This window comes from Sphingomonas sp. GW821-FHT10F11 (assembly GCF_058809095.1).
This window is the reverse complement of the sequence record NZ_JBXASH010000005.1, coordinates 65,462-83,972: the sequence shown is the minus strand read 5'-3', so window position 1 is coordinate 83,972 and position 18,511 is coordinate 65,462. Positions and strand designations below refer to the sequence as shown.

Sequence of the window (18,511 nt, the reverse complement as noted above, 5' to 3'; positions counted from 1 at the left end):
CGACATGCCGGATAATAAGCCGGCGTCGCTGGGCCCGTCGCCATCGTCAAGCCAAGGGCGCCTCGCTCTTTTCGTCGTGGTCGCGATGCTCGGTCTGTGCGCCCCGGTCACGCAAGGCAATGCCGCACCGCAGAGCGAGGATGAAAGGGCCGGGAGCGGCGAGGATGAGCGGCCGTGGAACGTGAAGCCGGCACCGAGCGATCCTCGCGATTTCACCGGGGTGTGGATGGCGCGCCGCTACGTGCGCAGCCTCCGCCAGCTCGACGGTTCGCTGCCGCCGATGACGCCGGCGGGCAGGAAGCTGCGGGAACAGCGCCTCGCGCTCGAGAAAGCCGGCGTGCAGGTGAGGGATGCGCCGACCCAGTGCATTCCGGCAGGCGTGCCCCGCGTCAACATGGCACCCCATCCGATCCAGTTCGTCTACACGCGCGGGGCGATCATCATATTGTATGAGGTGATGCACAACGTCCGGTTCATCCACATGGACGGGAAACCCGTGCCGTCGGGCCTGCCGCGCACGCGGCTCGGCTATTCCAGAGCATATTGGGACGGCAACAGCCTGGTCGTCGAGACCACCAATCAGGTCAAGGGGACCGACGTCGACAAGGAATCGCCATCGCACGGCGAAGGGCTCAAGATCACCGAGCGATTCACGAAGGTCGCGAACGACAAGGGCGGCGTGGATCTTCAGGATATCATCACCATCGAGGATCCGGAGCGCTTCACCGCGCCGTGGTCGACCAAACTCACTTATGCTTGGCGCGGCGACCTGACGCTGGCTGAATATGCCTGCGAGGAGAATAACGAGTTCCTTCCAGGCGCACATGTGCCGGCAAAAGGGGAGGCGGGTCGATGAGTCGCAGGGCTGGCCATACGCTCGGTTGCGCTCTTCTGGGCTCGGCGCTGCTCGCACTGACAGCTGCCGCCCAGAGCGGTCCGGCACCCGACCGGGTCTATGACCCGCCCAGCGCGGGCCAGGCCGATTTCACCGGAAAATGGCTGGCCGATCGCCGCGAGATGGCAGGTGCCGGCGCTGCCACGCCGCCATTCACCGCCGTCGGCCGGGCGGCGTATCAGAAACGAAAGGTGGCGTTGAAGGCCGGCCGGGGCGGCGACCCCATCCGGCGTTGCCTGCCGCACGGGATTCCCCGCCTGCTTTATTCGCCTTATCCGTTCCTCATCCTCGAATATGGGAAGCAGGTGACGTTCATCCATGAGGTGAACCATAGCTTTCGGGTGGTCTATTTCGACGCTCCCATCGCGGACGCGCCGGACCCGACCTATCTTGGAACCGCGAACGCGAGCCGGGAGGGGGACGCGCTCGTCATTCGTAGCCGTGGTTTCAACAGCATGACCTGGCTTGATTATGCAGGCATGCCGCATGGCGAGAATTTGAAAGTCGAAGAGCGATACAGATTTGTCACGCCCAACAGGATTAGGCTGACGATCACTATCGACGACGGCCAATATTATACCAAGGCGTGGCAGACGAACCTCATGCTCGATCGACAGAGCGGGATGAGCCTGCGGGAATCGGTTTGCATTCTTGATCATCGAATGTGACCGATGCGGTCGCATTGTCGAGACCGGCGGCGTCAGATATCCGCCTGATCCACAAGGGCTTCGCTTAACGCGGCGTCGAGCTTGCTCGCATCGAACAGATTCTCGGACCGCGCGATCACGAAAACCGCCAGCGTATTGCCGATGATATTCGTCAGCGCCGTACATGTCGACATCAGTCGATCGACGCCGAACAACAGGCCCAGCGCGCCGAGCGGAAGGGATCGCACCGATTGCAGTGTCGCGGCAAGCTTGACGAACGCGCCTCCGGCTACAGTCGACCCCCCTTTGGACGTCAGCAGCAGCACGCCGAGCACGCCGGCCTGATCGATAAATGAAAATGGCGTATCGGTGGCCTGGGCGATGAAGCCCACCGCGATCGCCATGTAGATCGAGGTCCCGTCGAGATTGAAACTATATCCGGCGGGAAGGACAAAACCGACCACGGCGCCGTCGCATCCCGCGCGCTCCAGCTTGTGGAGCAGGCGCGGAAGAACGACTTCGCCCGATGCCGTCCCAAAAACGATCGCCAGTTCGCTTCGGATCAGGCGCAATATCTTGAAGAACGGCAATCGCAACAGCACCGCGATGCCGCCGAGGATCACGAAGACAAAGAACAGGCTGGTCAGCCAGTATAGAAGGACGAGTTTGCCGAGATAAAGCAACGTCGCCGCACCGAAACTGCCGATCGCCGCGGACATCGCGCCGAAGGTGCCCAGCGGCGCCAGCCGCATGATGAAGCCCAGGACCTTGAAGAGCAGATCCTGGAAGGAGGAGATGCCCTTTATCAGAGCCGATTGCTGCCCCATTCCGCTCGCGTTGATCGCGACGCCGAAGATGAGCGACACGAACAGGACTTGCAGGATTTCGCCATGGACAAAGGCAGCGGCCAGCGAGTCCGGAACGATGCCCATGAAGAAGCCGATCGCGGTGAATTGATGGGCCGATGATGCGGCATCCGCAACCTTGTCGGTCAGGGCCAGGCCGGTCGCATGCAAGCCGATCCCGGGCTGGAAGATATTGACCACAGCGAAGCCGAGGAACATCGCCAGAATCGTCACCGCCTCGAAATACAGGATCGATTTGAAGGCGAGGCGGCCGAGCTGTCGCATGTCGGCAATATGCGACAGGCCGATAACGACAGACGTGAAGATGATCGGCGCCAGCATCATGCGCAGAAGCTTGATGAATATGTCCCCCAACGGCTTCATCGCCACGGCGATCTGGGGGGATATCAATCCCAGGGCGACTGCCAGCAGCAGTGAGATCAGCACCTGAACGTAAAGTTGCCGTAAGATCTTCATTGTGAGCCCTGATCAAGATGCAGATTGCGGGCGGTCGCGGCGATCATACCGAGCCATGGCCGCGCTCTTGCGCGCTCCGTGCCGCTGCCCGGGATGTATGGCGACCAACGGCGTTTCTCGCATGCCGAATCCCCTCTCGACCCACCTTCAGGCGCATCGTCCGTGCGCTGACGACCTTGTCGGCGGTGGCGTTAGCCTAGCTACATTCTATATACTAGTTTTTTAGATCAAGCGACGGCGGCAATCAAGTATGGTAATCCTGCGTCGGGAAATATGCCGGGGAATTCGGCATGGGAAAGCTGGTTCCGGGGGTGGCGGTTTCGGCCGGCGGCAGCGATAATGCCTTGCTCGTTCGCCTGTAGTTTAGCATATATAGATAGGTTATAAGATAAGCAGGCATCCTGCACGACGCCTGTCGCGTCGCGCAAAACACGGCCTGCATGAGGCAAGATGAAGTTACGCTGGCCGTCGCGCGCCCCCTTTTTCGCAAGGCCTCATCGGTCGCCGCACGCGCTCCGGATTCGCCTATGATTCATGGATTTGTAGAACCATTCCTCTTGGTTTCTGGCTGGACGCAATTGAAAGTCGTCCCGCTTATCTTATGATGCGGGGCATGAGCTTTAAGACCGGAAACGGCGTCTCCCGTTACATTCAGCTGTCGACGCTGTTCCGGCATCGGATCGATTCGGGCTTGTGGGCCGAAGGGGCGCAGATTCCGACCATTGGTGAGCTTGCTGCCGAATATGGCGTGTCGCCGGTTACGATCCGTCAGGCTGTCGGGCTGCTCGTCGCGGACGGCCTTGTCATACGGCACCGCGCGAAGGGGACGTTCGTCACCAAGAAGGCCAGCGAACGTCTGTGGTGTGAGGTCGAGACTGATTGGCATGGGTTGCTAAACGCTCGCGCGGGCGCGGAGATTTGTGTCCTTCTCGACGAAACCGGGCCACTCGACATATCGCCGCCCCACGATATCGGCAGCGTCGCCGGGCGATACCGCCATCTTCGCCGTGTGCATTCGCGCGACGGGCAGCCCTATCTGGTGGCGGATGTGTTCATCGACGCCGATCTCGCGTCGCGGCTACCGGTGAGTTCCTTGACTACCATGACGGCGCTTCGCCTCGCCGCGAGCATTCCCCGGATCAAGATCGCCGACGCCAGGCAGACGTTGACCATTGGCATGGCCGATATGGAGAGTTCGCGCAGTCTCGACGTGCCGCTCAATGCACCGGTCTGTTTCATCGACCGGTCGGCATCGGATCAGCGAGGCCGGCTGATCCTGTTTTCTAAGGGCATTTATCGTGGCGACGTTGTCCGGATGGACATGAAGCTGCGCTGACGCGAGCCGCAGGTAGGGGTGAGATCAAAAAGATTCTGTCAAAGCGACTGCCTGGAGGCAAACGGGGCTGCCAATTGTTGGCGATGGCCAAGGCTGACAATTCCTTTCGCTGCTCCCCGATCATTGGCGCCCGGATCCGGGGACCTGGCAAATATGCCGTATTGTTTCGCTGTTGGTACAGTTGCATTGCCACCTCTCAGGTCTCGTAGTCGATCCACCCTTCCAATTATTGAGATGTCTCGAAACGCGGTGCCCAAACCGCGGATTCAGGAGACAAATATGAGCCTGGAATATGTCTCGGACCTCGGTGGATCGCGGTCCGAAGAATTGGTCCCTTCACGTTACGCGATGCGAATTGGCGAGATCGACGTGCTTGTGATCAGCGACGGCGTGCTGCCGCTGCCGACCGAGACGATGTCGACCAATGCCGAGCCGGCCGAGCGCTCGGCCTGGTTCAAGCAGATGTTCCTGCCGCAGGACGCGTTCGACTGGGCGCTGAACGTCGTCGTGGTGCGAAGCGGCGATCGGACCATCCTCGTCGACGCCGGCCTGGGCGGTCAGTTCCCCGGCTTCCCGCGCGCCGGGCAATGCATCCAGCGGCTGGAGGCCGCCGGTATCGACCTTGCGTCGGTGACCGACATCGTCCTCACCCATCTGCATATGGACCATGTGGGCGGGCTGCTCGGTGATGACGTGAAGAACAGGCTGCGCCCAGACCTGCGGATTCATGCCGCAGCCGCCGAGGTCGATTTCTGGGCCGCCCCCGATTTTGCCCATACCGAAATGCCGTCACCGGTGCCGGACGTGCTGCGGTCGACCGCCAAGCAGTTCCTGGACGAATACCACAACAGGCTCCAGACCTTCGAGGAGGAGTTTGAAGTTGCCCCGGGCGTGGTCGTGCAGCGTACCGGCGGCCACACGCCAGGACACAGTGTGGTCCGCGTGACGTCCGGCGGTGATCGGCTGATGTTCGCCGGCGATGCCCTGTTCCCCGTCGCCTTCGAGCATCCCGAATGGCACAACGGCTTTGAGCATGATCCCGAGGAGGCGGTCCGCGTTCGGATCCGTATCTTGCAAGAGGCGGCAGCGACCGGCGAGGTGCTGGTGGCCACGCACATGCCGTTCCCATCGGTAGGCCGGGTGGCGGTCGACGGCGATCGCTTCCGCTGGGTCGCGGCCTTCTGGGACTATTGACCGCTTGTGGGTGGGGGCCGCGCAAGATCACGCGGCCCCGATCGCAGTCATGATATCGAGGGCAATTCGGCGGACCCGCGCGATCATGCCACGGTTTCGTCCTCGGCAACCTGCCGGCCGGCCAGCCAGACCGCCAGGTTGCGGACATAGCGTCGGATGGCCCGCTGCGCTTCGGGCGAATGGGCCAGGGCGTCGCCCGGTTTTTCGGCGACGAAGCTGGGGCATCCCTTCGACGGATCCCAATTATAGTCGGCGAAGTGATGGAAAGTGGATTCGGCGAATCCGGGTCCCGCGTCGGCCGATGGTTCGAACGCCACGGCGAGATTGAACCGGTTGCCGCTTACCTGGCTCACGCCCGTCGCGATCACCCGTGCGGAGCCATCCCTTTGCGGCGCGCCGACCGCGCCCTCATGGGGGTGTGACGGGAGGAAACGGATCAGCCCTTCGGGCGTCGAGGGGTCGTGCAGCACGGGATGTGGCGGATCGACGATCGTGATCGTCTGAAAATCGCCATTCGCTCCGGAATGGTAATTGGGCCACAGGATATCGACTGATTCCCGATCGTCGATGACGTGGCGGGCCGCGTCGGGTTCGGGATGGTTGCTGTGAAAGAAGTGCGCGCTGCCGACGCCGCCTAGCGCGCACACTGAACAGCCCAGATCCATATGGTCGCGCGTCACCAGCAGGCCGCGGCCCTGCTCGCGAAAGCGGCCGATCGCCTCGCAATCCGCGGAGGTCAGGCCATCGCCGGTATCGACCGCGAACAGCCAGAGTTCGTCGAAATCCGACCGGTCGATCGTCGACAGCACCGGATCGGGGCTTCCTGGCCGCGTGCGATCACGCGCCGTCACCTCGCAAAGAGGAGCGCCGTCCTCGTCGACCAGGCTGGCGAGATGATCGCGCAGCATCGAGAAGCGTCCGATGTGCCAGTCATCGATGGTCGTCTGGATGGTCGTCTGCAGCAGGATACGGATGGGGGAGGTCATGATCTTCCTCGAGGCGCGTTTTTCGGATTGCCTTGTCCCGCCGGATAGCCAGGAGGGGCTGTCGCCTTAAGGCCCGAGAACCGGTATATGTACTGTACCATTTCTTCCGTTGGTACAGGTGCATTGCCACCTCTTGGGTCTCGTAGCCGGTCCACCTCTCCACTTATTCGAATGCAATCGAAAGGTGGCGCCGAGCCGCGAATTCACGAACGCTGAAAGGAACGCGAGGCTCATGAAGATCGTCGTAATCGGTGGAACCGGACTGATCGGCTCAAAGGTCGTGTCGATGCTCAACGGCAAGGGGCATCGGGCGATCGCAGCCGCGCCCAGCAGCGGGGTCAACACGATCACCGGTGAAGGGCTCGCGGCGGCGATGGAGGGGACGCAGGTCGTGGTCGACCTCGCTAACTCTCCAAGCTTCGAGGATCAGGCCGCGATGGATTTCTTCCTGACCGCCGGGAAGAACCTGATCGCGGCCGAAACCGTGGCGGGGGTCGGGTTGCATGTCGCCCTGTCGGTGGTGAACACCGAGCGGCTGCTCGATGCCGGTTATTTCCGTGCGAAACTCGTGCAGGAGGCGCTGATCCGCAATAGCCCGATCCCCTATACCTTGCTGCACGCAACCCAGTTCATGGAGTTCCTGCGCGGTATTGCCGACGAAGCGACGCGCGATGACGGTGTCCATCTGTCGCATGCCTTCATTCAGCCGATCGCGGCGGAAGATGTCGCGACCGCGGCGGTCGAGGCGGCGCTGGCGCCCGCAGCCAACCGGACGATCGAAATCGGCGGCCCCGAGAAGTTCCACCTCGACGAGTTGATCGCTCGCGTGCTCGAGCATGACAAGGATCCGCGCGCGGTGGTGACCGATCCCAATGCCCGCTACTTCGGTATCCACCTCAGTGAGAATTCGCTGATTCCAGGGCCCGACGCGCGGCTTGGCGTGACCTCCTTCGACCGCTGGATCGCCGATGTCCCTCCGCCGCCGAAACGTTGAGCGGCCGACCGCCGCGCAATCGTCCTCACGCCACGGAGGTCTCATGCTCGGCGATGAGCGCGGCGAGTACATCGCATGCCTTGTCGAGTTGGCCGTTGCGCAGATTGGTCACGCAAAGAAGGAAGCCGGGTCGAGCCTCGGCACGATCCTGGTGCCAGATCGAGAGCGGCAGCGGGGCGATCCCGCGGTCAAGCGCGAGTCGAGCCAACGCCACATCGTCCATGCCTGAGGGCAGCCGCGTCAACAAAGCGAGCCCGGTACAGCTTTCGACCGTGAGGCAGGGGCCCAGCCGCGCGCGCAGCGCATCCCGACGGTCCCGATACAATCGCTTCATATGGCGCAGGTGGCGAAGAAAATGACCGTCGGCGAGGAAGCCGGCGAGGGCGAGCTGGGTCGTCGTGTTCGGTGCGGGGTTGAGGCACGCCGCCACGTCGGCGAAGTGGGCGGCGAGCGATACCGGCGCGACCACGAAGCCGAGCCCGAGTGCCGGGCTCAGCGTCTTACTGAAGGTGCCGATATGGATGACGCGGCCGCTGGGATCCTGCGCTGCCAGCGCCGGCGCGGCGCGCCCGGAAAGCTGCAATTCACTCAAATAATCGTCCTCGACGATCCAGGAATCCTCGCGAATCGCCCAGGCAAGCAGGTCGCACCGTCGCTCAGGGGATAGCGACACGCCGGTCGGCGCCTGCTGGCCCGGCGTAACGATCGCGAATGCCGCATCCGGCGCGGCCGCGACGCCCAGGTCGACGCGCATTCCATCGGCGTCGACCGGCACGGCGATCGGCGTCACGCCAGCAAGCTCAAGCCCCATTCGCGTCACAGGAAAGCCGGGATCCTCGATCCAGGCCGATCGCCCCTGGGCCCGCAAGGCCAGGATCGTGAGGCACAACCCGTTCTTGTAACCGCTGGTCAGGATGATCTGATCGGGCACGCAACTGATACCGCGGGTGATGGCGAGGTTACTCGCGATTTGCGCGCGAAGCTCCGGGTGGCCGCGCGGATCGGGCGGGCCGACCGGCGCCATCGCGTCGTCTCGCGCGGCACGTGTGCGCAACCGCGCCCACAGCTTGGCGGGAAAGGCATCCTGAGCCGGGACACCCATCTGGAAGGGCAGGGGGGAAAGCGAGAATCCGGGCTCGATACCCTCGAGCGGTCGACGGATGCGAACGTCCTCGATCACCGGGCCGGCGGGCCGTCGATCAGCGACCCGGGTGCCGGCCGCTCCCGCCGAAGCGACGAGGAATTCATCGGCGAGCACCTCATAGGCGGCCTTCACCGTGCCTCTCGCCACGCCGAGCTGGGTCGCGAGGTCCAGCCACGAAGGCAGTCGGGCGCCCGGCGCCAGCCTGCCTTCCAGGATCGCCGAGCGCAGCGTGTCGGTGATCTGGACCGTGATCGGCGTGGCGCGCGACCGGTCGATCGCAAAGGCGAAGCCATTCGACGGCCAGGGTAGGGTCATCTTCTTCCTTCACATATTGACCAGTCTCGGGTCCGGAAACGTTCGAGCCTGCCCGCGCCGCCAGCGGATCCCTTGGCTCCCTTGACGATCCAGCTTCACGAAATGTGACATGATCCAGGGAAATCTACGATCATGGGTGGTGGGACGGAAATGGATGGCATTCAGCTTGACCGGGCGAATGGTGTGGAACGCCGGGGCTGCGGGGTGCTCGACGGCCCCTTTTGCCGAACGGTCATCGCTCGGGGGCTGGACCCATGCCGTCAGGGACCGAACCCCATCCTGCGGAGAGCGGCTCGCAACGGACTGACGGTAACGCCACGTCTTCCGGACGAATCGACAAGCGCCGCCGGGCCGCATAGCAGGGCCGTGTTTCAAGCCGAGGGAGTGTGCGCCGGACCATGACGGACCTTTCCGGCAAGCGGCTGACCCATCTTTATTCGCTGTTCGGCCTGACCGTTCGGTCGGAGATGGAGCTGCCCGAGCTTCACCCGGCTGATGGAACCGATGCCGATGTCGATGTCGATATCCGCTTCGACGACCTGGGTCCCGTGCGGTCGGCGGTACAGGAGTTGGTGGTGACCGAGACGGGCGCCGTGCTGCACGTGCCCGATATCGCGCGCTATGGCATCCAGCAGGGCTGCCGCATCCTTGTTGATCCCGTGGAGGGCGCATCACCGCGCAATGTGCGCCTGTTCCTGCTCGGCTCGGCGTTCGGTGCGCTCTTGCACCAGCGCGGGTTGATGCCGCTTCACGCCAACGCCGTGGTCGTCGGCGGTCGTGCGATCGCCTTCACCGGCGCGTCCGGCGCCGGCAAATCGACCCTGGCGTCGCTCTTCCACGATCGCGGCTATCCGCTGCTGTCGGACGATGTATGTGTGATCGGTTTCGACGAAGCGGGCCGGCCGGTCGCGCATCCCGGCATTCCGCACATGCGGTTGTGGCGCGATTCGCTCGAGCGGTCCGGCCGCACCACGGAAGGTTTCGAGCGGGCGCTCGACGGGCGGGACAAATATAATGTGCCGGCGCGTCGCGGCGAGGCACCGGCCCGCATGCCGCTGGGCGCCATCTTCGTGCTCAAACGCTCGGAGGAGGCGCAGCTTGTGGCCATCAGGCGGCTGCGCGGCGCGGAGGCGTTGAATGCCGTGCTCGCGAATACCTATCGCGGGCGGTACATCGCGGTGCTCGGCGATACGCAGCGCCATTGGTCAGCCAGCGTGGCGCTTGTCGGCAAGGTACCGGTACTGGAACTGGAACGGCCATGGAGCCCGGATTGGTTCGCCCCGACGCTCGACGTGGTGCAGGCCTATCTGGGCGCGGACGCCGACTGATGGCCTTCCAGGACGGCCAGGCCGTCCTTTTCCAGGTCTTGAAGTAAAAGCACGACCTGATCGCCGCAGGTGGCGGGATCGACATCGAAATCGGCCGTCAGGGCGTCGCAAATGTCAGCGATGCTCCTGGGGCGATCGAGCAGCGCCCAGATGCGCGCGGCGGTCGCGTTGAAGCTGTAGCAAGTGCCGTTCTCGATATGGAGCGCCACAAGCTCCCCATCGACCTCGGCCTCGACCAGCCCGGGCAGGCGGCGGGCCACAAGCGCGGTCATCACGGCCCCCGGCAGATCAGGAGCCGAAGCTGAGCGCGCCGTCCGGGATGATCGGATCGAAGCTGTTCTCAGCGTCGCCGGCCTTCATCTTTTCGACGCGCGGGGCCACCCAGGCGCGGCGCGGCTGCGATGCGCGCTGCGTCGTGGAAGGCTTGTCGACCTGCTTCATTCCGGTTTCCCCCTTTAAAACCTTGAACAATCCATCGCTTATAGGACGAAATCGGCGCCCGTGAAGCTGTATCCACCCAGCGTGGTGACGGCGATGGCGAAATCGGCGATTCCGTCTCCGTCCACATCGCCCTCGACCGTCCAGCTATTGCCTGCGCCCGACACGCGCAGTTCGCCCGCGACATGATTGAACGCGTCGCCGCCGATATAGGAAAAGACGTTGTTGCCCGCGCCCGAGGTGCTCGCATCGATCACCGAGAGATCGATATGGTCGCCGGCGTTGAAGTCGGTGATCTGGTCCATCGCACCGGTGGTCGATTCAGTGATGGCGCGGAAATTGAAGCTGTCGTTGCCGCCGCCGCCGGTCATCACGTCCTGGCCGAGCCTGCCCCAGAACTGGTCGGCATTCGCGCCGCCGGTCATCCTATCGTTGCCGGAGCCCATCATGAAGCGGAACGAGCCGTCGCTTTCGTCCGAGCCGTCGAAGATCACATCCTCGCCCGCCTTCAGCGCATTGGCCGAGATGGTCAGCACCTGGCCAGCGCCGACATTGGCGTCGTCGAGCGTGACATTGTAATCGAACGAGGTGCCCGGTGGGGCAAAGCGCGCGTCGGTCGCCGACATCAGCACCAGCGTCTCGATATTGGTCATCGTCGTCGCGAGGAAGGTGACCCCGCCCGAATAGTCGCCGCGCAAGCCCAGCTGGTCGTCCGCGCCGCCCTGGCCGTCGACCCGGTCCGCACCGGTGAAGCGCCCGCCATCGCCGAAGAAGAAGGCGTCGCTGCCCTGGCCGCCGGTCAGGTCGTCCTCGCCAAGGCCGCCATAGATGAGGAAGGCGCCATTGGTTTCCGCCGCGCCGTTGAAGGTCAGGCTCTCGCCCGCCTGCAGCAGATTGGCGTTGACCGTCAGCGTCTTGCCCGCATCGACATTCGCATCGACCGTCGTCAGATCGTAGCTGTACGAGTTGCCGCTGGTGTCGCCGAAGCTGGTCGTGCTCCCTGAGAAGATCACCAGCGTCTCGATGCCGCCCAGATTGTTCGCGCCGAACGTCAGCGCGTTCGCGCCGGTATAATCGCCCTGCAGCCCGACCTGATCGTCGCCGCCCGCGCCGCCATCGACGCTGTCCGTCGCGTCGAGCGCAGCGCCGAAATAGAAACCGTCATTGCCCCCGCCACCCGACGCGCTGTCGGTGCCACCATGCTGCAGCATGTAGAGATCGGATGCTGCCCGGCCGGTCAGGACGTTGTTGCCGGTATCCCCGGCGAGGCGGTCGTCCGCCGATGTTGCGCCGTTCACCGTCACCGATACCGTGGCGGTATCGCCGCCGGTCAGTTCATAGGTGAAGCTGTCGGTCGCGCTGGTGTTGAGCGCACCCGTTGCGGTGTGCGTGGCCAGCTCAACCAGCGAGTTGAACGCGCCGTGCGGATCATAGGTCAGCGTACCGTCGGCGTTCAGCGACACGCGGGCGCCGGACGTCAGGGTGGTGAAGTCGCCCGGATTGGTCAGCGTGACGCCGTTGACCGTCGCCAGCACGGCCGCCGGATTGTCGACATCGGTGTCGTTCGCCAGCACGTCGATGACGACGGTCGCGTTCTCCAATACCGTGAAGCCGCTATCGTCGATCGCCACCGCGGCATCGTCGACCGGATCGACGGTGATGCCCAGAATCGCGGAGATGCTGCCCGGGCCCCCAGTGCTGTCGTTATTATAGGTGGTGATGGTGCCGTCGAGCAGGTTGGTGACCACGATATCCAGGTCGCCGTCGCCATCCGCATCGCCCAGCGCGACGCCGACGGGCTGTCCGTCGCTGTCCAGATCGATCGGTGCCTGGAAGGTGCCGTCGCCATTGCCGGCCAGGATCGAGATCGTGCCCGGATCGTCGCCATTGGTGACGACGAGGTCGATGAAGCCGTCCCCGTTGAGGTCGCCCGCGACGATCTGCGCCGGCGCCCCGGTTGCGGTGGTGGTGTAGCCGACAGCGGTGGCGAAGGTGCCGTCGCCATTGCCCAGCGCGACCTGCACGCCGCTGATCGAGCTCGGGTCGGACAGGTCGGCGACCGAGGAGAAGGCGATGTCGAGATCGCCGTCGCCATTGAAGTCGGCCAGCACGACATCGGTGACATGGGCCGCGCCGCTCAGCATCTGAGTCGCAGGGTCGAAACTGCCGTCGCCATTACCGAGGAGCAGGTCGATCGATCCCGGCGAGACCTGGCCCGGCAGGGTGCCGGTATTGCCGGCCAGCACGTCGACGAACCCGTCGCCATTGACGTCGCCGATGGCGATCGCGCCGGTGAACTGGCTGGTCGTCGCTGAATAGACCGGCGGCTGGAACACACCCGGCGCGCTCTGCAGGATCACGCCGATTCGGCCGTTGTCGGCATCGGCGACGATCAGATCGGTCATGCCGTCGCCGTTCAGGTCCGCGGCGAGGAGATCCGTCGCGTAGGGGACAGCCGCAATCGTCTCGGTATCGCCGGTGAGCGACGAGACATAGCCGACATAGCCGGCACCGGCCGCATCATAGCTGGAGAAGCCGATATCGAGATCGCCGTCGCCGTCGAAGTCGCCAAAGGCGAAGGCGCTTGGCGCCCCGCTCGGAATCGGGAAGCTGCCGGCGATCGTGTTGCTGAACGCGACAATGCCGCCGTCGAGCCCGAAGATCAGGTCGGCGGCGCCGTCGCCGTCAAGGTCGGGGAAGGCGATTGCGGTCGCCGGCACGCCGAGCACGAGCGGCGGGAACTCGGTGAAGGCGATCGGCCCGCCCGAGCTGACGGCGGCTGCCGAAATGTCCAGCTGGTCAGCCCCGTTATAATCCTGTTCGCCCAGATAGGTGAGGCCGTTCGTCGCCGCGAGCGTCGCGTTGATCTGGTCCTGGGTGGCCGTGATGGTGATGCTGTACGAGCCGTTGGTGCCGCCCGTGATGGCGCTTGCGTCGATACCGCCGGCCACGTCGGTGCGGATGTCGAGCGTGCCGTGCGCAGCGCTGAAGGTGACCGTTACCATGCTCGTCGCCGGGTCGGCGGCGACGCCGTCGACCACGATGCCGGTCAGGGCAATCGCCGTGTCCTCGTCCCCGGTCACATCGGGTCCGGTGATGATCTCGGCAAAGGGAAGCACATCGAGTGCGACGGTCGCACTGGTGGTGTCGTCACCGCCGGCACCGTCTACGAAGGTGAAGGTGACGGTGCGCGAGCTGGCGGCGGTCAGATTGTCGGTGTTCTCATAGAGGATGCTGGCCGCGAGCAGTTCGATCGCACAGGCACAGGCATCGGCGTTGAAGGTGATGACCAGCGGCGCGCCGTTGACGCCGCCGCTCCACGTACCCACCACATCGCCTTCATAGGTGACGTTCGACCCGTCGAGGCCGAGTTCGCCGGGCCCGGTGCCGAAATCCTCGATGGTCAACTGATCGCCCGCAGTGCCGCCGGTGATCGCGATGGTCATCGTCGCGCCGTCCCAATCCTCGTTATCGTCGTCGAAGGTCGCGTAGAAGGCGAGATAGGCCGGCGGATCGCCCTCGACGAAGGTGGCGGCCGCATTGTTGCCGGGCGCGAAGAAATCGAGATCGAGCTGAGGCGCGTCATTGACCGCGGTGATGACGATATTCGCGGTCGTGCCGCCGCTTTGCTCGCCCCCGTCGCCGCTGTTGCCGCCGTCAAAGATGTCCAGCGTCAGCGTGGTGCTGGACGGCGGGGAATCATCGTCGGCGGTGTAGGTGACGACGCTGGTGGCGTCGCCGTTGAGCAGGGCGTTGATCTCGTCGATCGTGCCGGTCAGCGTCACTTCCCAGCTGTCATTGTCGGTGATGACGACGCTGGTGCCGCCTGCCTCGATGTGCAGCACGCCATAGTCGACGCCCAGGATCACCGTCACCTCGCCGGTGCCGGCATCGGTGTCGGCGACGGAGAGTCCGGTGTTCTTGAGGTCGAGCGCGACCTGCTCGGTCGCCGCATAATCCGTCAGCGGCGCGGTGGCGGTCGGCGCGTCGTTGGTCGCGGCGACGTCGAGCACGACCAGCGCGCTGCCCGTATCGAATCCGCCAAGATCGGTGCCGCCGCCATCGACCAGCGTGAAGCTCAGGGTCCGTTGGTCGGTTGAGGGGGTATCCGAATCATTGGCATAGGCGATGTTCGCCATCACCGTCTGCACCGCGCAGTGGCAGGCATCGGCGTTGAAGGTGATGACCAGCGCCGCGCCGTCCTCGCCCCCGCTGATGGTGGCGACGTCGACGCCCTCATAGCTGATCGTCGTCCCGACCACGGCGATCTCGCCGAGGCCGGTGCCGATGCTGTTGACCGTCAGCTGATCGTCCGCCGACCCGTTGATGTCGAACGCGATGGTGAGCGTCGCGCCGTCGAAGCTGTCATTGTCGTCGGCGAGCAAGGCAAAGGGCGCGAGCAGGAGAGGGGCGTCGCCCTCGGTGTAGCTGGCCACCGCATCATTGCCGGGCTCGAAGAAATCCAGGTCGAGCACCGGCGCATCGTTGACCGCCGCGATCGTGATCGTCGTCGTGTCGACGATCGGCACGCCGCCGCCATCGTCGATCGAGGTGCTGATCTCCGCGCTGGCAGGCGGCGTATCGGTATCGGCGAGATAGGTGATCGTGCTGGTGGCGTCGTCGTCGAGCAGCGCCTGGATCTGCGCCAGCGTGCCGGTGATGGTCACACTGCCCGTGCCGCTGTCGGCGACGTCCGCCCCGCTGGTGCCGGCGGTGACCGTCAGCACGCCATAGTCGACCGAGATGATGACGCTGATCGGGTTCAGGCCCGACCCCGGATCGTCGAGCAGGATGGTGCCCTTGAGATCGAACTCGACCTGCTCCGTCGCATCGTAGGTCGTGGTGAAGTCCTGGGGCTGGAGCTCGCCGCCATCGCGCAGCTGGGCACGAAACAGGGGAAGGGACAGGTCGGGTTCGAACGCGGGCTGGGTGTCGGCGGGGTCGGCAAACAGGCTCGCTACCGCCATCACGGCACGATGATCGTCGAGATAGCTATCGGCCGGCCGTTGTACTGCCGCAGACGAGAACAGGTCGCGATCGAGGTCCGAGAATATCGGCGCGATATTGTTGGCGGCAGGGTCGGATCGCTGGTCGAACGCGTCCAGATCGACGGCAACCACGTCCTCGTCGAACTCAAGTGCGACCTTAGCCATCGATATTCCCCCGTCAGCGCCTCGACCCGTCCCGCCCGGATTCGTGCGTACCCATTTTTTAGTAACCTTAATTTAGTTCATAATGGTGGCCCTTGTCACGGCACGATATAATGGCCCGGCAAATGCAAATTCCTTGGTTGCTATGGGATTGTGCGGCCTTTCTCCTCGCTGTCGAGCCCCATTTCCTATCGCGCGAAAAGGCTCTAAGGGGCGCCGATGGCATCGTATAAAGAACCCTCCTTCAAGGACCGTGCCGCGCTTTCCGCGCAGGCCAAGCAAGCAGCTCTCGAAAAACTGAAGGCGAAACCGCCGCTCGATCCGGCCGTGGCCGCCGAGCGCGCCGCAGCGCGCGCGGCCAAGGAAGCCGCCGAGGCGCAGAAGCGCGCCGACAAGAAGGCAGCGATGGAGCAGGCAAAGCTCGACAAGATCGCCAAGGCCGAAGCCGCAAAGGCCGAGGAAGCGCAGAAGACGGTCCGCGCCGAGCTGACCGAGGCCGAGAAGAAGGCGGCGCGCGACGCGCGTTACGCGGCGCGGAAGAAGCGGAAGTAATTTCCGGCGGGCGGCCTCGCTGGGCCGCCGCTGATATCACCTCTGCAGGAACCTCAATCTGCTTCCCCGGCGAAGGTCAAACGGGTCAGGGCAGGTTCTTCGCCAGCTCATCCAGCCACGGCTTGGCGGTGCCGTCCGAAGGCGCGCGCCAGTCACCCCGCGGCGAAAGCGCCCCGCCCGCTGAAACCTTCGGCCCGTTCGGAATCGCCGAACGCTTGAACTGACTCGTCACGAAGAAGCGGACGAGGAATTTCTCCAGCCAGCCGCGGATCGTCGCCAGATCATAGTCATGGCGGCTCGCGACCGGGAAGTCGCGCGGCCAGCGGCCTGCCGCGGCGTCGCGCCAGGCGTGGAGGGCGAGAAACGCGATCTTCGACGGCGCCATGCCGTGCCGCACGACATAGTGCAGGAAGAAATCGTTGAGCTCGTACGGCCCGATACGCGCCTCGGTGCTCTGTATCGCGCCGTCAGCGCCCGCGGGCACCAGCTCGGGCGAGATCTCGGTCGACAGGATCGCCTCGAGGATCGCATCGGTCTCGCGGTCATATTGATCGGTGCGGATGCACCAGCGGATCAGGAACTGGATCAGCGTCTTGGGCACGCCTGCGTTCACCGCATAATGGCTCATCTGGTCGCCGACGCCGTACGTGCACCAGCCAAGCGCAAGCTCGGACAGGTCGCCGGTGCCGACCACCAGCCCGCCGCGCTGGTTGGCGAGGCGGAACAGATAGTCGGTGCGAAGGCCCGCCTGGACGTTCTCGAAGGTCACGTCATAGACCGGCTCGCCATCCGCAAAGGGGTGGCCCATGTCGGCGAGCATCTGCCGGGCGGCGGGGCGGATATCGATCTCGTCGCCGTCGACGCCGAGCGCACGCATCAGCGCCCAGGCATTGCCCTTGGTATGCTCGCTAGTGGCGAAACCGGGCATGGTGAAGGCGAGGATGCGTTTGCGGGGCAGCCCGAGCCGATCCATCGCCTTGGCCGCGACGATCAGCGCATGAGTCGAATCGAGCCCGCCCGACACGCCGATCACCAGGCGTTCAGCCTTTGCCGCTTCGAAGCGCTTGAGCAGTCCTTCGACCTGGATGTTGAACGCCTCGTAGCAATCGGCATCGAGCTTTTCCGGCGTGTTGGGCACGAAGGGGAAGCGGCGGATGTCGCGCTCCAGCCCGATATCGGCGAAGTCGGGCTTGTGCTCGAAAGCGACGCGGCGGAAACGCGTTTCCGGATGGCCGGCGAACATGGTTGAATCGTTGAACGTGCCGGTGCGCATCCGCTCCTGTCGTATGCGGCCGCAATCCACATCGGCGATCAGCATGTCCGGCTTTTGTGGGAAGCGCTCGGACTCGGCGAGCAACTCGCCCAGTTCGTGGACCATGCCCTGGCCGTCCCAGGACAGGTCTGTGGTGCTTTCACCAGGCCCGGCGGCCGAGAAGACATAGGCGCAGACCGCCCGCGCGCTTTGCGAGGCACTGAGCAGCGCCCGCTCGCGGGCCTTGCCGACGACGATGTTGGAGGCGGAGAGATTGCAGCAGACCAGCGCCCCGGCGAGCGCGCCCATGGTCGAGGGCGGGGTGGGGGACCAGAAATCCTCGCAGATCTCGGCATGGAAGATGAAATGGGGCAGGTCGCTCGCGGCGAAGATAAGGTCGGGGCCGAACGGCGCGGTCTGGCCCGCCACCTCGATCTCGCCGCTCTGGCCGGCACCGCTCGCAAACCAGCGCTTCTCGTAATATTCGCGGTAATTGGGCAGGAAGGTCTTGGGCACCACGCCCAGCACCCGGCCCCGCGCGATGACGACGGCACAATTGTAGAGCCGGCCGTTGCGCGGGATCGCCGCGCCGACGAGCAGGACCGGACGCAGCTTCGCGCTGGCCGCGACCACCGATGCCAGCGCGTCCATCGTCGCGCGCTGCAGGGCGTCCTGCAAATGCAGGTCGTCGATCGCATAGGAGCTGATGTTGAGCTCGGGGAAGACGAGCAGGTCCGCGCCGCGCTTGTGGCCCTGCTTCGCCAGCGCGATCGTCTCCTCGGCATTGGCGGCGGGATCGCCCACCGTCGCATGCGGGGTGCAGGCGCCGACGCGGATCAGCTCATGGCTGTGGATCGAGTGGAAAGGGTGTGCCTTCGCCATGGTGCAAGCGCTTAGCGGGGTTTCCCCGCCAAAGCGACACCCTCGAAATTCGCGCACAACCTGATAGGCTCGGCGC

14 protein-coding genes are annotated in these 18,511 nt (G+C 64.5%); 7 read left to right on the top strand and 7 right to left on the bottom strand.

Features of this window, described 5'->3' with window-relative positions; translation table 11 throughout:
• Positions 1-4 precede the first annotated feature (4 nt).
• Together AC1RT8_RS15710 and AC1RT8_RS15705 are read left to right on the top strand one after the other, a co-directional pair.
• A complete protein-coding gene (locus AC1RT8_RS15710; RefSeq protein ID WP_493076595.1) occupies positions 5-856 on the top strand; it encodes a hypothetical protein in 852 nt (283 codons plus the stop codon).
• Entirely contained in the window at positions 853-1,563 is a 711-nt protein-coding gene (locus AC1RT8_RS15705; RefSeq protein ID WP_493076594.1) for a hypothetical protein, read from the top strand. The genes AC1RT8_RS15710 and AC1RT8_RS15705 overlap by 4 nt, the downstream gene beginning before the upstream one ends.
• Positions 1,564-1,595: 32 nt before the next feature.
• On the opposite strand, the gene AC1RT8_RS15700 is transcribed toward AC1RT8_RS15705, so the two are convergent.
• Positions 1,596-2,864 (bottom strand): cation:dicarboxylate symporter family transporter, encoded by a 1,269-nt coding sequence (locus AC1RT8_RS15700; RefSeq protein ID WP_493076593.1) that lies wholly within the window; start codon positions 2,862-2,864, stop codon positions 1,596-1,598.
• 613 nt (positions 2,865-3,477) lie between these two features.
• Between AC1RT8_RS15700 and AC1RT8_RS15695 the strand changes: the two genes are divergently transcribed.
• Both AC1RT8_RS15695 and AC1RT8_RS15690 read left to right on the top strand, forming a co-directional pair.
• Complete coding sequence (locus AC1RT8_RS15695) at positions 3,478-4,200, top strand: GntR family transcriptional regulator (protein WP_493076592.1); 723 nt, start codon at positions 3,478-3,480, stop codon at positions 4,198-4,200.
• A 279-nt stretch (positions 4,201-4,479) separates the two neighbouring features.
• Positions 4,480-5,394, top strand: a complete 915-nt coding sequence (locus AC1RT8_RS15690; protein WP_493076591.1) for an MBL fold metallo-hydrolase — start codon at positions 4,480-4,482, stop codon at positions 5,392-5,394.
• 83 nt (positions 5,395-5,477) lie between these two features.
• Here AC1RT8_RS15690 and AC1RT8_RS15685 read toward each other — a convergent pair whose 3' ends face one another.
• Positions 5,478-6,380 carry a hypothetical protein gene (locus AC1RT8_RS15685; RefSeq protein ID WP_493076590.1) on the bottom strand — a complete coding sequence of 301 codons (903 nt, stop codon included), beginning with the start codon at positions 6,378-6,380 and terminating at the stop codon, positions 5,478-5,480.
• 232 nt (positions 6,381-6,612) lie between these two features.
• On the opposite strand from AC1RT8_RS15685, the gene AC1RT8_RS15680 reads away from it, so the two are divergent.
• Positions 6,613-7,374: an SDR family oxidoreductase gene (locus tag AC1RT8_RS15680; RefSeq protein WP_493076589.1), complete on the top strand. Its 762-nt coding sequence runs from the start codon at positions 6,613-6,615 to the stop codon at positions 7,372-7,374.
• 25 nt (positions 7,375-7,399) lie between these two features.
• Here the strand turns inward: AC1RT8_RS15680 and pdxR are convergent, their stop codons facing one another.
• A complete protein-coding gene (gene pdxR / locus AC1RT8_RS15675; RefSeq protein ID WP_493076588.1) occupies positions 7,400-8,833 on the bottom strand; it encodes a MocR-like pyridoxine biosynthesis transcription factor PdxR in 1,434 nt (477 codons plus the stop codon).
• Positions 8,834-9,231: 398 nt separating this feature from the next.
• Here pdxR and AC1RT8_RS15670 point away from each other — a divergent pair, with 398 nt between their 5' ends.
• On the top strand, positions 9,232-10,161 hold the full coding sequence (locus AC1RT8_RS15670) for a hypothetical protein (RefSeq protein ID WP_493076587.1): 930 nt from the start codon (positions 9,232-9,234) through the stop codon (positions 10,159-10,161).
• On the opposite strand, the gene AC1RT8_RS15665 is transcribed toward AC1RT8_RS15670, so the two are convergent.
• Genes AC1RT8_RS15665 through AC1RT8_RS15655 form a run of 3 tightly spaced genes read right to left on the bottom strand, consistent with a single transcriptional unit; the run spans position 10,137 to position 15,752 of the window.
• The gene (locus tag AC1RT8_RS15665; RefSeq protein WP_493076586.1) at positions 10,137-10,433 is read right to left on the bottom strand and encodes a PqqD family protein; all 297 of its coding nucleotides are present in this window, start codon (positions 10,431-10,433) and stop codon (positions 10,137-10,139) included. The two genes, AC1RT8_RS15670 and AC1RT8_RS15665, sit on opposite strands and share 25 nt — an antisense overlap.
• 16 nt (positions 10,434-10,449) lie before the next feature.
• Positions 10,450-10,602, bottom strand: a complete 153-nt coding sequence (locus AC1RT8_RS15660; protein ID WP_372848309.1) for a hypothetical protein — start codon at positions 10,600-10,602, stop codon at positions 10,450-10,452.
• A 38-nt stretch (positions 10,603-10,640) separates the two neighbouring features.
• The gene (locus AC1RT8_RS15655; protein ID WP_493076585.1) at positions 10,641-15,752 is read right to left on the bottom strand and encodes a beta strand repeat-containing protein; all 5,112 of its coding nucleotides are present in this window, start codon (positions 15,750-15,752) and stop codon (positions 10,641-10,643) included.
• A 216-nt stretch (positions 15,753-15,968) separates the two neighbouring features.
• Between AC1RT8_RS15655 and AC1RT8_RS15650 the strand changes: the two genes are divergently transcribed.
• Positions 15,969-16,301 carry a DUF6481 family protein gene (locus AC1RT8_RS15650; protein ID WP_493076584.1) on the top strand — a complete coding sequence of 111 codons (333 nt, stop codon included), beginning with the start codon at positions 15,969-15,971 and terminating at the stop codon, positions 16,299-16,301.
• A gap of 85 nt (positions 16,302-16,386) precedes the next feature.
• On the opposite strand, the gene AC1RT8_RS15645 is transcribed toward AC1RT8_RS15650, so the two are convergent.
• The gene (locus AC1RT8_RS15645) at positions 16,387-18,435 is read right to left on the bottom strand and encodes an NAD(+) synthase (protein ID WP_493076583.1); all 2,049 of its coding nucleotides are present in this window, start codon (positions 18,433-18,435) and stop codon (positions 16,387-16,389) included.
• Positions 18,436-18,511: the final 76 nt, after the last annotated feature.

Bases quoted from the DNA above. Each gene is read 5' to 3' on its own strand.
- AC1RT8_RS15710 (WP_493076595.1), top strand. From the start codon at position 5: ATGCCGGATAATAAGCCGGCGTCGCTGGGCCCGTCGCCATCGTCAAGC.
- AC1RT8_RS15705 (WP_493076594.1), top strand. From the start codon at position 853: ATGAGTCGCAGGGCTGGCCATACGCTCGGTTGCGCTCTTCTGGGCTCG.
- AC1RT8_RS15700 (WP_493076593.1), bottom strand. From the start codon at position 2,864: ATGAAGATCTTACGGCAACTTTACGTTCAGGTGCTGATCTCACTGCTG.
- AC1RT8_RS15695 (WP_493076592.1), top strand. From the start codon at position 3,478: ATGAGCTTTAAGACCGGAAACGGCGTCTCCCGTTACATTCAGCTGTCG.
- AC1RT8_RS15690 (WP_493076591.1), top strand. From the start codon at position 4,480: ATGAGCCTGGAATATGTCTCGGACCTCGGTGGATCGCGGTCCGAAGAA.
- AC1RT8_RS15685 (WP_493076590.1), bottom strand. From the start codon at position 6,380: ATGACCTCCCCCATCCGTATCCTGCTGCAGACGACCATCCAGACGACC.
- AC1RT8_RS15680 (WP_493076589.1), top strand. From the start codon at position 6,613: ATGAAGATCGTCGTAATCGGTGGAACCGGACTGATCGGCTCAAAGGTC.
- pdxR (WP_493076588.1), bottom strand. From the start codon at position 8,833: ATGACCCTACCCTGGCCGTCGAATGGCTTCGCCTTTGCGATCGACCGG.
- AC1RT8_RS15670 (WP_493076587.1), top strand. From the start codon at position 9,232: ATGACGGACCTTTCCGGCAAGCGGCTGACCCATCTTTATTCGCTGTTC.
- AC1RT8_RS15665 (WP_493076586.1), bottom strand. From the start codon at position 10,433: ATGACCGCGCTTGTGGCCCGCCGCCTGCCCGGGCTGGTCGAGGCCGAG.
- AC1RT8_RS15660 (WP_372848309.1), bottom strand. From the start codon at position 10,602: ATGAAGCAGGTCGACAAGCCTTCCACGACGCAGCGCGCATCGCAGCCG.
- AC1RT8_RS15655 (WP_493076585.1), bottom strand. From the start codon at position 15,752: ATGGCTAAGGTCGCACTTGAGTTCGACGAGGACGTGGTTGCCGTCGAT.
- AC1RT8_RS15650 (WP_493076584.1), top strand. From the start codon at position 15,969: ATGGCATCGTATAAAGAACCCTCCTTCAAGGACCGTGCCGCGCTTTCC.
- AC1RT8_RS15645 (WP_493076583.1), bottom strand. From the start codon at position 18,435: ATGGCGAAGGCACACCCTTTCCACTCGATCCACAGCCATGAGCTGATC.